Source organism: Mesorhizobium sp. M1B.F.Ca.ET.045.04.1.1 (assembly GCF_003952465.1).
Taxonomy (GTDB): Bacteria; Pseudomonadota; Alphaproteobacteria; order Rhizobiales; family Rhizobiaceae; genus Mesorhizobium; species Mesorhizobium shonense.
Window position 1 is genome coordinate 3,317,913 of the sequence record NZ_CP034448.1, and the last position, 13,054, is coordinate 3,330,966.

Here is a 13,054-nt window from a genome sequence, read left to right on the forward strand (position 1 = left end):
GAAAACGGATCATCTGCCGCCGGCCAGCCGCTGCCCTGGATGCTCGCCCCGCCTTTTGCGCAGCGCATAACCGGCCAGCCTGACGGTGAGGATAAAGGCGCTTGCACAGTTCTGGTGCAGCAGCTTTCGCAATTGACTTATGTGAACATCGACGGTCCGCGCGCTGACGTTGTCCTTTGAAGGCCAGCCTGCCGCGATCAACTCGTTCCGGCCGATCACCTTTTCGGGATGTTCAAGCATGTGCCGCAGCAACTTGAACTCGATCGGACCCAACGACACTTGCCTGCCACCGCAGCGAATCCGGTATGTGTCGATATTCATTTCGACCTCGCCGTAGGCGAGAGATTTGGCTTTGACGGATCCCGGTGAACGGCTAATCGCAAGCCTCGAGTGCAAGTAGTCTATCAGCCTTGCTGGCGCGAACGGTGCGGCAAGGCATTCATCGATGCCGGACTTCAGGAGCGCAATATGGTGCTGGCCTGCGCCAGGCGGCACCAAGGCGATGTAGGCGAGCGTGCTGGTGCGCGGGTCTTGCTTGAGGCGTGCTGCCTCCTCCACCAGCAGGTTTCCTGGCCTGCAGTCGAGCACGACGGCGCGGATCGACTTCTCCGCGGCGAGCTCGAACGTTTCCTCCACGCTTGCCGCCAGCGACACCGAGAACCCGTCCACCTCCAATATATGGCCGAGCATCAGATAGAACTGCGGGTCTTGCGTGTAGATCGCGACGAGTGGCTTCATGAACTTGGCGACGTGGCTTTGGAAGGCAGACCCGGCCGAGGGAAGAATGGCGTGAAGATCACCCTTTCTGGCTCCTGCGCGACAACTGGATCGGCAAACCGCAAACGATCTGAGCGGTTCCTCAACAAGCTCTCAGAGTTCGCCTGCAGGCACAAGGAACGAGCGCTGGAACAGTTGTTTTGCGGCACGAACTTTGTCTCTCGGCAGAACCCCGAACGGCCAGGCACTGCGCAGTTAGAGGCATATTCGATTTTCGGCGAGAGTACTTGGGATCGGTGACCTTGATGTGGGGGTCGACAGATTGGCGCATAGCCGTATCGTCGGGTCGAGCAACAGAGGCAGACGATCGTCTTCGTCATGTGGGCGCGACAAGGCCAAAACTTCTGGAACAACGGCTTTTTGGCACCCAAATAAGCGGCCCGGGCATTCAGGGCCGGTAGGGGGTCAGTTTGAAAGTCCTGGGTCGATGATAACCGGAATGCCGGACACAGATGTGACCCTCATAACCTCGTGTCCGCCGATATCGCGGACTGTGCAGACTATATCGCGGGTCTCTCCGTGGGTCGTCGGCACCGCCACGAACCTGCTCACGATTTCGATGGCGCGATCCTGCGCCGCCAGTGGGGTTGGAAGGTTGGTTCCACCGGCATCGTGGTAAACCTCCCCGCTATGGGAGAGATCGAAGTAGAACCGAGGCATGGGCTAATAAGTGCGGAGCGGCGCAAAAGGTTCACCCGAGTTATGAGTTTTTCCTAATGCCGGGCCAGCTTCCCGTTCGCTACGCGCTCAAGCTCTGTCGATAGCTGCTCGGCGTCTTCAATGCCTCGCCTGAAAAGGCTCATCACCATGATGGCGATCTGTTCCCGGTCGCGCTCATCCTGGCACTCGGCGGGATGCTTTGCACAGTAGTCGTTCAAAGCTTTTGTGAGAATGCCGAGCTGGGCGGAATCCGCCATTCCATGGGGCAACATACCGGCCTCCCTCCCTCATCGATACTGGAAGACGATACACCCAAAAAAAGTCAGCTTCGAGTCAATTAGGGTCGGACCGAGGTCCGGGGCTAACGTCTGGTTTGTCAAATATACAATCGCCCTTTGGATACTTGTCGGTCATGGCTTGAAGATGCCATGCGCTTCCAGACGGCGCGTGGGCGAAACCGCCTATTGTGATCGGGTCGGATTTCAAACTGCCCCACCACCTTCAGACCTGATGGATCGTTGAGCGGCCTGCGATGTGCTATGATTTCGGCCGATGGGAAAGAAGGCAAAACAAAAGGCCAGGCAGGCGATTGAACCCCCATTGGATCGCGAGCGGACGCGAGAGGCTGACTACTACTACGCCCGCAAGGTCGGCATGACTAGAGATGAAGCTCCGCACTATCACAAGGATGGCGCGGCTAATCCAGTCCCGGCAGCCGTCGAAAATGCGCCTGCTGACTCAAGCTGCCAGCGGCAGGCGCAGCTCCGTCAGCAGGCCGCCGCCGGGATGGTTGGACAGGCTGATCTCGCCGCCGGCGCCGCGGGCGATGTTGCGGGCGATGGTGAGGCCGAGGCCCAGGCCGCCGGTCTCGCGGTTGCGCGACTGCTCGAGGCGCACGAAGGAGCCGAACACCTGATCCAGCTTCGCCTGCGGAATGCCCGGACCCTCGTCGCGGATGGTGAGCGTGATCGTGTCGCCCGACCGCCGCACGCCGATATGCGCCTTCTTGCCGTAGGTGACCGCGTTCTGGACGAGATTGGTGATGCAGCGGCGCAGCGCCACCGGCCGCGCGATGCAGATCAGGCCGCGCGTCGGCGTGGCGTCCTCGTCGAATGAAGCATCCTCGAACATGTCCGCGACGGACTCTACCAGCGACCAGAAATCGATCCGCTCGGCCTTTTCTTCCGTGACCTCGAATTTGGCGAAGTCGATCACTGAGCTGGCGATGCTTTCGATGTCGGCGAGGTCATGCGCAAGCGCCTCGCGCGTCTGCGATTTGCGAAGCAATTCGAGCCGCAGCCGCATCCTGGTCAGCGGCGTGCGCAGATCATGCGCGAGCGCCGCCGCCAGATGCTCGCGGTCCTCGACATAGTCGCGCAGGCGCATCTGCATGGCGTTGACCGCCTTTGCCGCGGCGCGGATCTCACGGCTGCCGGTCTCGGCGATCGGCGGGCTTTTGAGATCGTTGCCGATGCGGTTGACCGCCGTCTCCATCATGCGATAGGGCGCCGTCAGCCGGCGCAGCGACCAGATCGACATCACGACGATCAGTCCCGCTATCAGCGAATAGAGCGGCAGGCTGTCCCAGCTCAAGATCGGCCCTGCGGGCGTGATCGGCTCGGTGAAGTTCAGCCACTGGCCGTCGGAAAAGCGCAGCGATGCCGTCAGCTTGTCGCTCTGGGCAAAATCCGCGGCCAGCACCAGAAGATCGCGCTCGACCTGGCCGACGTCCTTGTTCATCACTTGCCCGTCCGGGGCGTCTGCTTCCTGCGTTGCCGGGTCGCGCCGCACACGCGCGTCGGTGACGCCGAACTTGGACAGGCGGCCGACCAGAATGTCCTCCAGCTCGGCCAGCTGGTCATCGCCGGCGATCGAGGAGGTGACGGCGGGCGTGTCCGAAACAGTCAGCGCATAGGTGGCGTTGAACAGGCCGGACGCGGTCGCCTTGCGTTCCTCGGGCGTGGTGTCATGCATCAGCTGCACCAGCGAATAGGCGCGGTCGTTCAGCCGGTAGAGATCTACCACATCGTTGGCGGCGGCGCGGTCGCGCGCCACGATATAGAGCGTCGCCACCTGGCTGATCATCAGGCCGGCAATGACGATGAGCAACACCCAGACAGGCAGGGTCTGCGGCAGGAAGCGTCTCATTCGGCGGTCGTTTCGGGCAGAAACTGATAGCCGCCGCTGCGCACGGTGAGGATCAGCTTCGGCGTCTTCGGATCGTCCTCCATCTTGCGGCGCAGGCGGCTCACCAGAATGTCGACGCTGCGGTCGAAGCTGTAGCCGGTGTCGCCGCCCGAAAGCTCGATGAGCTGCTCGCGGGTGAGCACGCGCTGCGCGCTCTTGACGAAGGTCTGCAAGAGGTTGAACTCCGCCATCGTCAGCTCCACCCGCACGTCGTCGGGCGCCGTCAGCCGGCGGCGCGAGCAGTCCATGGTCCAGCCGGCGAAGCGGTAGATCTGCTTGGCGGCGGGCCGGCGCGGCTCGGCCGTGCCGTTGCGCCTCAGAACCGCGCGGATGCGGGCGAGCAGCTCGCGCGGATCGAAGGGTTTCGGCACATAGTCGTCCGCGCCCATCTCGAGGCCGACGACGCGGTCCGTCGTTTCGGTCACCGCCGTCAGCATGATGATCGGTGTGGTGTAGTTGGCGCGGATCTCGCGGCAAAGCTCCAGCCCGCTCTTGCCGGGCAGCATCACGTCGAGGACGATGAGATCGACCTGCGCGCGGCGCAGGATCGCCTCCATCTCGGTGCCGTCGGCGGCCACCGTCGTGTGCAGTCCCCGCTTCTGGAAGAATTCCTGAAGCAGGTCCCGTATGCCCTTGTCGTCATCGACGATCAGTATGTGCGCGTCGGATTTCACGAGAACCCCGCGATTGCTGTGGCCAAGCCGTCCTTCGGTGATCACCCACACGATAGAATTCGGGCCACATCTTGGCCAGTGGCGACGATTTGGGAAGGGGCGGCCTCCCCAGAAACACTTCAGAAACAAAATTCTACAGTCGGGAAAAACTCGTGAAAAATTTCAAGGGCATAACTGGTGTCGTGGCGGTCAGGTCATCGGCTGCGACGCAAGTTTCGGGAGTAACGGGCAATACCGATGCAGAGGTTCTGGATCAGCGTGATGGGTGCTTTGCTCAGCATGTCCCTCATCACAGCCGCGGTCGGGGCTTCCAACGCAAAGGTAACGCCGCTGACCCGGGCCGAGCGCTGCACCAACCTCAGCCGTCAAGTTGACGAAGCCTTCGAAACCCATGCCGCGGCAACGCAGGTCACCGCGGCGAAGGCACTTCAAAGAAAGGGAAACCGGTTCTGCGCCGCCAAGAAACAGGCACAGGGCATCCGGATGCTCGCAAATGCTTTGAAGCTGCTTGGAGTGACACCGATCGACCCGGTTCAGTGACGCTCACCTCCTCGACCCGCATGAAAAGGAAATGAAGCCATGAAGAAGTCCATCCTCTCCGCCCTCGGCCTCGGTGTTGCTCTCGCCTTCGCGATGCCGACTCTCGGCAACGCCGCCGCCACGACGACCGCTGCTCCGGCCGCTTCGACCACGACCACCGCTCCGGCCGACAGCACTGCAAAGCCGCCCGTGAAGAAAGTCGCCGCGAAGAAGCACAAGAAGGCTTCGACGAAGAAGGTCGTCAAGAAGACCGACAAGAAGGATGCTCCGAAGACCTGACCCGGGTCTCGGCTCTTACTTCCACAAAAACCGCTCCAGCCGGTTTCGGCTGGGGCGGTTTCGGGCGACCGAAGGCGACCCGGCTGCTTCAGCCGCGACAGCTTGATCCTTAACCCGATCGCAATGCCGGTGCTTTAGGACAATCCGCATGAGGAAGCGGCTTTCGTCCCTGACGCGTTCGTTGACCCTCGGCGGCCTGATTGCCACCGTGGCTGCAAGAGCGCTGATCATCTTCACAGCCAGCCCAGTGCCGGATCCTGCAAGCGGCAGGACCGAGCCGGAGCTTTTCGCGCCGGCGATCTCATCGAGCTTCGACTACATCACGCCGGCACAGAGCTGGATTCTGATCGTGCTGACCGGCACAACGCTGATCGGCTTCGCCGCCTGGATGGTTGCCGCGTTCAGGGAGCGCGGCTCCGACATGGACGACGGCGGCTCCGGCAGATCCGGCACGGCGATGCGCCGCACGATCGGGCGGCAGGGCCGTTGAACGGTAGGCAGCGCTTTCCCACATAACTGGCGTGTCCGTCCGCAGCCACAGCGGGCAAAATGGACGAAACCTTCCTTGCATGACAGAGTGCAAGCGAGAAACCCAGTTGCCAACTGGTGGATTCCGATGCCTGAAACCGTCGTTAAACCGCGCACCAAAACGCAGCCGAAAACAGAGCGGCCAAAGCTCTACAAGGTCATCCTAGTCAATGACGACTTCACGCCGCGCGAGTTCGTGGTGACGGTGCTCAAAGGTGAATTCAAGCTCAGCGAGGATCAGGCGCATCGCGTGATGATCACGGCGCACACGCGTGGCGTTTGTGTCGTCGCCGTCTTCACGCGTGACGTCGCCGAGACCAAGGCCACGCGAGCGACCGATGCCGGCAAGGCCAAGGGCTATCCGCTGCTGTTCACGACAGAGCCGGAAGAGTAGGAGCGGCACTTCTTCCTTCTCCCACAAGGGGAGAAGGGAAGAGTAGTAGCCGCTACCTTCCTTCGCGATACCACATCGAGCCGATGGCCAGGAGCAGCAGGCCGAGGCCGAGGAAGCCGCCGAACAGCGGCACGCGCGAAACGGCCTTGAGGCTGCTGTCGTTGGTGGTGCGCAGCCCGATCCAGTCATCGCCCGATGCAGCGCCCGAGGAGCGTACCGGCACGATGGAAGGCAGCGCCACGCCGCCCGAAAGGTTGCCAAGCATGGACGACGGAGCGAGCCTGCGCACGCTGCCCCCGGTCGCCTCGGCCGGTGCCTTCAGCCTGTCTTCGGTGGAAATGACATCGGAGAATTCCGGCGCGTTGATCGGGCCGACATGGGCAAGCGCGGTGAGGTCGCCATTGCCTACCTGATAGAGGCCGATCTCGGTGGTCTGCAGGCTGCCGGTGAAAATCCCCGGCTCGGATTTTTGCAGCTTGACCGTCATCGCCTTGCCGGATGGCGTGATCACCTGGGCCGGGCCTGGATCATCGCTCATTGTCTGGCGCCTTATTTCCAGCACCATGCCGCGGCCATCGGCGGTCAGCCGTTCCTCTTCCAGCTCCGGTTCCTTCATCAACCAGTGGGCGATGCGGCGATAGAGCTGGACATGCGGCCCGCCGCCTTCGAAGCCGCGCGCCCACAGCCAGCCCTGGTCGGAAAGCAGCATCCCGACCCGGCCCTCGCCCTTGCGGTCGAGCACAAGCAGAGGGCGATCGTCGGCCCCTTTCAACACCACCTCGCCCTCGGGATTCTTGACGCCGATGGTGCGGAACCAGCGGCTCCAGTGCGGCGGATCGGTGGCCGAGCCGTCGAGCCCGCGCGTCACGGGGTGACGCTGGCCGAGATCGGTGAGACGCGGATAGAAGGCCTTGTCGACGACCTCGCCGGTGGGCATTGCCGGCAGGGCCGATATCAGCGGCGTGCGGGCAATCGAGCTCTCGCCGGCATATTCGGGGCCGGCGGCGATCAGCAGTGCGCCACCCTTTTCGACATATTCGGAGATGTAGTCGTAATAGAGGATCGGCAGCACGTCGCGATGCTGATAGCGGTCGAAGATGATCAGATCGAAATCCTTGATCTTTTCGACGAACAGTTCGCGCGTCGGGAAGGCGATCAACGACAGTTCGTTGATCGGCGTGCCGTCCTGTTTTTCCGGCGGCCGCAGAATGGTGAAGTGGACGAGGTCGACTGACGCGTCGGACTTCAAAAGGTTGCGCCAGGTGCGCTCGCCGGCATGCGGCTCGCCGGAGACCAGAAGCACGCGCAGATGATCGCGGATGCCGTCGACCAGCGCGATGGCGCGGTTGTTAGCGTCGGTCAGTTCCCCCGGCTCGTGATCGATTGAAAGCTGGACGATGTTGCGCCCGGCGTTGGGGATGGTGACCTCAAGCTTCATCGGCTGGCCGATGGTCGCATGTTCGACCGAGACCTGCTCGCCATTGACCGAGACCCGCACGTCGACCGGGCTGCCCTGGCCTTCGGTGGAAATGACCCGGTAGCTCATGTCGAGCGGCTTGTCGACGAGACCGAAGCGCGGCGCGTTCTCGAAGCGGATGCGGCGGTCCTTCTCATGCTCGTTGCCGGTGATCAGCGCATGCAGCGGCGCGTTGAAGTCCGGAGCGCCGGCCGGCGCGTCATGCACCTCGCCGTCGGTGATCATGATCGCGCCGCCGATGCGCGAGGGCGGCACGTCGCGGAAAGCGCTTTCCATCGCGCCGAACAGCCTGGTTTCCGTGCGCTCGTCGGCGGCCTCGGACTTGCCGGCGTCGACGACGCGGACATCGAATTGCTTGAAACGGCCGAGACGCTCCTGAAGGCCAGCCAGGGCCTCGTCGGTCTGCTTGGCGCGGTCGCCGATGTCCTGGCTCTGGCTTCGGTCGACGATGACGGCGACGACGCTTTTCAGCGCCTCGCGTTCCTCATCGAGGAAGACGGGGTTGAGGAGCGCGGCTCCAAGCGCAAGCAGGGCGATGAAGCGCAGGACCGAGCCGCGCTGACGAAACCACAGCCCCGCCAGCGCGAGCAGCAGGAGCGGCACGATGGCGACCCAGAACAACGGCCAAGAAACGAGCGGCTCAAAGGAAATCGACCAGTTCATGACCTACTGTCCCAGCCGTTCGAGCAGGACAGGCACATGCACCTGGTCGGATTTGTAGTTGCCGGTCAGCATGTACATCATGATGTTGACGCCGGCGCGCAGCGCGTAGACGCGCTGCATCGGATCCGGCGGCACGGTCGGCAGCATCGGATCGCCGTTCTCGTCGATCGCCCAGGCGCCGGCGAAATCATTGGCGGTGATCATGATCGGCGACACGCCGTCGCCGGTCCGCACCGGACGGTTTTCGGTGTTGCTGGCGTCGAGCGAGGTCTCGACCCAGAGCGGACTGCCGTTGAAGCGGCCGGGAAACTCCGGGAGGATGAAAAAGGATTTCGTCAGCACATGGTCCGATGGCACCGGTTCCAGCGGCGGCACGTTGAGGTTGCCGAGGATGTCGCGCAGCCGCTCGGTCGCCGGGCTTGCCGAGCCGGCGCCGATGCCGTTGGAGAACTGGTCGCGCGTGTCGAAGAGAACCGTGCCGCCCTGCTGCATATAGGCATCGATGCGCGCGATCGCCGCTTCGCTGGGCATCGGCGCGGTAGCGTCGATCGGCCAATAGATCAGCGGATAGAAGGCCAATTCGTCCTTGGAGATGTCGACGCCGGCCGGCGGGCCGGGCTCCAGCGCCGTCTTCTCGATCAGGAAGCGGGTCAGGCCTTCGAGGCCGGCGCGACTGATCGAGTCGACGCCGGGCTCGCCGGTGATCACATAGGCGATGCGGGTTTTCGAAATATCCTCGATCGCCTGCGAATCGCCGGGCTTCGAATCGTCCGCGCGGGCAAGATCGGCGTGGCCGAAGAGCCCGCCGAACACGATCAGCACGGCAGCGGCGGTCGCCGTGGCGCGGCGTGGCCGGCGCGAAAACAACCCGCCCATCCACAAGACAGCCAGCGTGTCGAGGACCATCAGCAGTAGCGCGGCGGTAACCAGCAGGCCCTTCAGGTTCTCCGATTCATCGAACGCGTAGGGAATGGCAGTCACCGGCAGCGAAACCTGCGGCTGAGCGAGCGGCGTGAACGTGCTCGAAGCGTTGAGCAGGTTGTGGGCGAAGACGCCGGTTTCCGAGCCGTAGAGGCCGGGCGGGTTTTCCAGCGTCACAGGCAACGGGCCGGCGCCGGGCACGAGCGGCCGCGCATCAGGCGTCGGCGGCACCAGCGTGCCGTCGGCGCCGATCATGCGATAAGGCGCCAGCGACGCGGCGGCAGCCTCGGCATTGGCGACCGCGGCGCCCTGGTTGCGCGACAATTGCACGATGCGCCTCAGCATCTCGACAAAGCTACCGGAGATCGGCAGGTTCGACCAGGTTGCTTCGGGCGTGACGTGGAAGAGCACGAGCGTGCCCTTGTCCTTCTTCATGCCCGTGACCAGCGGCGTGCCGTCGGCAAGCGTGGCCCAGGTGCGCTCGACGATGTCGGGCGTCGGTTCGGCCAGCACCTGCCGGCTGACCGTCACTTCGGTCGGCGGCGCGAGATCGGCGAACGGGCCGTTCTTCGGGAATTCGGTGACCTGTTGCGGCGTCGTCCACGACAAAGCACCGCCCAGCGCGCGCTCGCCGCTGCGCAGCCTGACCGGCAAGAGGTCGTCGTCATTGCCGGCGGCGGCCAGCCTTGAACCGGCAAAGCGCACCAGCGTGCCGCCCTTGTCGACCCAATCGGCCAGCCGTTGCCGGACCTGCTCGGGGATGGTGCCGACATCGGCCATGATGATCATCGCCGGCTTCTGGTCGAGAAGCTGCGGGATGGCGTCGGCCAGATCGGCGCTCGACGGCTCGACCAGGTCGGCGAAGGGCTGCAGGGCGCGGCGAATGTAATAGAGCGGGGACAGAAGCGGTTGCGCCTGGTCGGCCTCGGCCTGCGAAAGCAATCCGACGCGGCGGCGCTTGGAGCTTTCATCGAGCACGCGCACGGCGCCGGCCTGATGCTCGCCGTCGAGCGCGACCGAGGCGAAGTCGTTGCGCAATTCGAAGGGCACCTTCATCGTTCCGGTGGCGGTGGTCTGACCCGGCGCGAAGCTCAGCGTCGCGTCGGCGATGCGGCGGCCCTTGTCGTCGAAGGCGCCGGCCGTGATTTGGGCCGGCGCCGGATCGCCCGGCGCGCGCACGGCGGTCAGCGCGAAGCCGTCGACCTGATTGTCGGCACCGGTCAGGCCGGTCAGCGAGACCCGGTCGGAGGTGGCCCAGACCAGTCGCGAGGCATTTTTTTCGAGAAGCGTCCTGAAAGCCGCTTCGTCGCCGTTGGCCGCCAGCCCGTCGGCAAGCACGGCGACACTGGCGCCCGGCAGGCGCTCCAATGTGGCGGCGACACGGGCATAGACGGCGGGGCGGTCGGTCGGGATCGGACGCGGCTTTGCCGCGCGCAGACGGTCGAGCGCGGCCGACGCGTCGAAGGGGCCGATCTCGGCATTGGGCTTCTCGGCGGTGAAGGCGATGACGACCGGCACGCCGTTCGAGCCGGCATCGGCGATCAGCCGCTCGGCAGTGGCGACGCGCTTGCCCCAATCGGCGGCGCTTGCCCAGTCATTGTCGATGACAAGCGCCAGCGCCGAGCCTTCCGCCGGCAGTTTTTCGCGCGGATTGAACACCGGTTCCGCAAGCGCGGTGATGACAAGGGCGGCCATCAGCAGGCGCAGCAGCGTCAGCCACCAGGGGCTTTGATGCGGCGTCTCTTCGCGCCTCAATACGCGGGCGAGGATCCTGAGCGGCGGAAAGACTTCCGTCTGCGGCCTGGGCGGCGTAAGCCTCAGCAGCCACCAGATCACCGGCAAAGCCAACAGGCCCCACAGCACCATCGGCGCGCCGAAGGAAAGCGGCAGCCAGCTCATGCGACCGCCTTTCCGGGATCACCACCGCCGGCGGTAAGCCCGGCATGACCTCCACCGGCGGTCAGCCCGGCATGACCAGTGGTCAGCCCGGCATGACCAGTGGTCAGCCCGGCATGACCTGTGGTCAGCCCTGGACGGCTGCTGTCGGCGGTCATCGCCATGTGGACGCGCACCAGCGCCTCTGAGGCGAGGCGGTCGGTGTGGTTGACGGTGAAGCTCCAGCCCAGACGCTTGCACCAGCCGGCCAGTTCCTCGCGGCGGGCGGTATAGAGCAGGCGGTATTCCTCTTTGAGCGTTTCGGCGCGGCCGGCGGTCAGCTTGTCGCCGGTTTCGGGATCGGTGAATTCGGTGCGGCCGGCATAGGGGAAGGTCTCCTCAGCCGGGTCGGCGACCTCGATCAGATGCGCGCGAACGCCGTGACGGGCGAGCACGTCGAGCCAGGCCATCGTTTCCTCGACCGGATCGAGGAAATCGCTGACGATGACGATGTCGCAGAAGCGGCGGATGGCCGACAGGTCAGGCTTGGCCGGCAGCTCGCCGGCATGGCTGAGCTGGGCCGCGATGCGCTCGGCGCCGTTGCGGGCGGTGAACGGATCGGTGAGACCCGGCCAGGCGATGCGCTCGCCGCTGCGCGACAGAAGCTCGGCCATGGCGAGCGCCAGCACCAGCGCGCGCGATTCCTTGGAAACGCCGGCTGCCGCGGACTTGTAGAGCATGGAGGGGGAGGGGTCGGACCAGAGCCAGACCGTGTGAGCCGCCTCCCACTCGCGGTCGCGCACATAGGTGTGGTCGTCACGGGCCGAGCGGCGCCAGTCGATGCGCGAGGAATCGCCTTCGACATAGGGCCGGAACTGCCAGAAATTCTCGCCGATGCCGCGCTTGCGGCGCCCATGCCAGCCGGCGATCACCGTGTTGACGATGCGGCGCGCCTCGACCAGCAGATCCGGCACCAAAGAGGCCCGCAACCGGCCACGAGCGAGCGCGTCGCGCGTCGCAACCGGTGCCTGGACCTCGCCTATTCGACCCATCAGATGCCTTTTGCCAGTTTCGCCACCACGTCGCGCACGGAAGTGCCTTCGGCGCGGGCAGCGAAAGTCAACGCCATGCGATGCTGCAGCACCGGCTCGGCCAAGGCACGGATGTCGTCGACCGACGGCGCCAACCTCCCATCATATAGGGCGCGCGCCCGGGCGCACAGGGTCAGCGCCTGACTGGCGCGGGGACCTGGACCCCAAGCGACGTGCTTGTCGGTGTCGGCGTTGCCCTGGCCGGGGCGGGCCGAGCGTACCAGCTTGAGGATCGCCTCGACGACGCTTTCCGGCACCGGCATGCGGCGGATCAGCGTCTGGATCTCCTTCAGCCTGGCCGACCGCAGCACATTGTCGGCCTTGGCCTCCTCGACGCCTGTGGTTTCAAGCAGGATGCGGCGCTCGGCCTCGATCTCCGGATAAAGGATATCGACCTGCATCAGGAAACGGTCGAGCTGCGCCTCGGGCAGCGGATAGGTGCCTTCCTGCTCCAGCGGGTTCTGTGTCGCCAGCACGTGGAAGGGCGAGGGCAGGTCGTGGCGCACGCCGGCGATGGTGACGTGATATTCCTGCATCGCCTGCAGCAGAGCCGACTGGGTGCGCGGCGAGGCGCGGTTGATTTCGTCGGCCATCAGAAGCTGGGTGAAGATCGGCCCCGCAATGAAGCGGAAGGAGCGCTTGCCGAACTCGTCCTGTTCCATCACTTCCGAGCCGAGGATATCGGACGGCATCAGGTCGGGCGTGAACTGGACGCGGCGGGAATCGAGGCCGAGCACGATGCCGAGCGTCTCGACCAGCTTGGTCTTGGCGAGGCCCGGCACGCCGACCAACAGCGCGTGGCCGCCGGCAAGCAGCGCCACCAGCGTGCGCTCGACGACGGCTTCCTGGCCGAAGATCACCCGGCCTACGGCGTCGCGGACCTTCGAGATGTCGGCCAGCGCCTTCTCGGCCTCCTCGATCATCGCCTTGTCGCTCAACGGGCTTTCCTTGATCATCACGCTCATGCCGTTCGATCCTTGTGGTTGGA

At 64.6% G+C, this 13,054-nt stretch carries 12 protein-coding genes; 4 read left to right on the forward strand and 8 right to left on the reverse strand.

The annotated features are described in order from the left end of the window. Positions 1 to 9 precede the first annotated feature (9 nt). The 4 genes from EJ071_RS16165 to EJ071_RS16180 form a co-directional block, all read right to left on the reverse strand. Complete coding sequence (locus EJ071_RS16165; protein ID WP_126098733.1) at positions 10 to 738, reverse strand: response regulator transcription factor; 729 nt, start codon at positions 736 to 738, stop codon at positions 10 to 12. A gap of 752 nt (positions 739 to 1,490) precedes the next feature. After that, positions 1,491 to 1,709 carry a hypothetical protein gene (locus EJ071_RS16170; RefSeq protein WP_126098734.1) on the reverse strand — a complete coding sequence of 73 codons (219 nt, stop codon included), beginning with the start codon at positions 1,707 to 1,709 and terminating at the stop codon, positions 1,491 to 1,493. A gap of 466 nt (positions 1,710 to 2,175) precedes the next feature. Beyond that, on the reverse strand, positions 2,176 to 3,585 hold the full coding sequence (locus EJ071_RS16175) for an ATP-binding protein (protein ID WP_126098735.1): 1,410 nt from the start codon (positions 3,583 to 3,585) through the stop codon (positions 2,176 to 2,178). Then, positions 3,582 to 4,298, reverse strand: a complete 717-nt coding sequence (locus tag EJ071_RS16180) for a response regulator transcription factor (protein WP_126098736.1) — start codon at positions 4,296 to 4,298, stop codon at positions 3,582 to 3,584. The genes EJ071_RS16175 and EJ071_RS16180 overlap by 4 nt, the downstream gene beginning before the upstream one ends. A gap of 237 nt (positions 4,299 to 4,535) precedes the next feature. Between EJ071_RS16180 and EJ071_RS16185 the strand changes: the two genes are divergently transcribed. From EJ071_RS16185 to clpS, 4 genes are all read left to right on the forward strand, one after another. After that, positions 4,536 to 4,838 carry a hypothetical protein gene (locus EJ071_RS16185; RefSeq protein WP_126098737.1) on the forward strand — a complete coding sequence of 101 codons (303 nt, stop codon included), beginning with the start codon at positions 4,536 to 4,538 and terminating at the stop codon, positions 4,836 to 4,838. Between the two features lie 39 nt (positions 4,839 to 4,877). Further along, a complete protein-coding gene (locus EJ071_RS16190) occupies positions 4,878 to 5,117 on the forward strand; it encodes a hypothetical protein (RefSeq protein WP_126098738.1) in 240 nt (79 codons plus the stop codon). 148 nt (positions 5,118 to 5,265) lie between these two features. Next, positions 5,266 to 5,607 (forward strand): hypothetical protein, encoded by a 342-nt coding sequence (locus EJ071_RS16195; protein ID WP_126098739.1) that lies wholly within the window; start codon positions 5,266 to 5,268, stop codon positions 5,605 to 5,607. A gap of 126 nt (positions 5,608 to 5,733) precedes the next feature. After that, positions 5,734 to 6,039, forward strand: a complete 306-nt coding sequence (clpS, locus tag EJ071_RS16200) for an ATP-dependent Clp protease adapter ClpS (RefSeq protein ID WP_126098740.1) — start codon at positions 5,734 to 5,736, stop codon at positions 6,037 to 6,039. 52 nt (positions 6,040 to 6,091) lie between these two features. Here clpS and EJ071_RS16205 read toward each other — a convergent pair whose 3' ends face one another. Genes EJ071_RS16205 through EJ071_RS16220 form a run of 4 tightly spaced genes read right to left on the reverse strand, consistent with a single transcriptional unit; the run spans position 6,092 to position 13,031 of the window. Then, positions 6,092 to 8,179, reverse strand: coding sequence for a hypothetical protein (locus EJ071_RS16205; protein WP_126098741.1), 2,088 nt, complete (start codon positions 8,177 to 8,179; stop codon positions 6,092 to 6,094). A 3-nt stretch (positions 8,180 to 8,182) separates the two neighbouring features. Then, on the reverse strand, positions 8,183 to 10,999 hold the full coding sequence (locus EJ071_RS16210) for a DUF4159 domain-containing protein (protein WP_126098742.1): 2,817 nt from the start codon (positions 10,997 to 10,999) through the stop codon (positions 8,183 to 8,185). After that, complete coding sequence (locus EJ071_RS16215; RefSeq protein ID WP_126098743.1) at positions 10,996 to 12,027, reverse strand: DUF58 domain-containing protein; 1,032 nt, start codon at positions 12,025 to 12,027, stop codon at positions 10,996 to 10,998. Before EJ071_RS16215 ends, EJ071_RS16210 begins: the two co-directional genes overlap by 4 nt. Continuing rightward, positions 12,027 to 13,031, reverse strand: a complete 1,005-nt coding sequence (locus EJ071_RS16220) for a MoxR family ATPase (RefSeq protein WP_126098744.1) — start codon at positions 13,029 to 13,031, stop codon at positions 12,027 to 12,029. The genes EJ071_RS16215 and EJ071_RS16220 overlap by 1 nt, the downstream gene beginning before the upstream one ends. Positions 13,032 to 13,054: the final 23 nt, after the last annotated feature.

What these genes read in the sequence shown, in the direction of transcription:
- EJ071_RS16165 (WP_126098733.1), bottom strand. Translation starts at nt 738, where the DNA reads ATGAAGCCACTCGTCGCGATCTACACGCAAGACCCGCAGTTCTATCTG.
- EJ071_RS16170 (WP_126098734.1), bottom strand. Translation starts at nt 1,709, where the DNA reads ATGTTGCCCCATGGAATGGCGGATTCCGCCCAGCTCGGCATTCTCACA.
- EJ071_RS16175 (WP_126098735.1), bottom strand. Translation starts at nt 3,585, where the DNA reads ATGAGACGCTTCCTGCCGCAGACCCTGCCTGTCTGGGTGTTGCTCATC.
- EJ071_RS16185 (WP_126098737.1), top strand. Translation starts at nt 4,536, where the DNA reads ATGCAGAGGTTCTGGATCAGCGTGATGGGTGCTTTGCTCAGCATGTCC.
- EJ071_RS16190 (WP_126098738.1), top strand. Translation starts at nt 4,878, where the DNA reads ATGAAGAAGTCCATCCTCTCCGCCCTCGGCCTCGGTGTTGCTCTCGCC.
- EJ071_RS16195 (WP_126098739.1), top strand. Translation starts at nt 5,266, where the DNA reads ATGAGGAAGCGGCTTTCGTCCCTGACGCGTTCGTTGACCCTCGGCGGC.
- clpS (WP_126098740.1), top strand. Translation starts at nt 5,734, where the DNA reads ATGCCTGAAACCGTCGTTAAACCGCGCACCAAAACGCAGCCGAAAACA.
- EJ071_RS16205 (WP_126098741.1), bottom strand. Translation starts at nt 8,179, where the DNA reads ATGAACTGGTCGATTTCCTTTGAGCCGCTCGTTTCTTGGCCGTTGTTC.
- EJ071_RS16210 (WP_126098742.1), bottom strand. Translation starts at nt 10,999, where the DNA reads ATGAGCTGGCTGCCGCTTTCCTTCGGCGCGCCGATGGTGCTGTGGGGC.
- EJ071_RS16215 (WP_126098743.1), bottom strand. Translation starts at nt 12,027, where the DNA reads ATGGGTCGAATAGGCGAGGTCCAGGCACCGGTTGCGACGCGCGACGCG.
- EJ071_RS16220 (WP_126098744.1), bottom strand. Translation starts at nt 13,031, where the DNA reads ATGAGCGTGATGATCAAGGAAAGCCCGTTGAGCGACAAGGCGATGATC.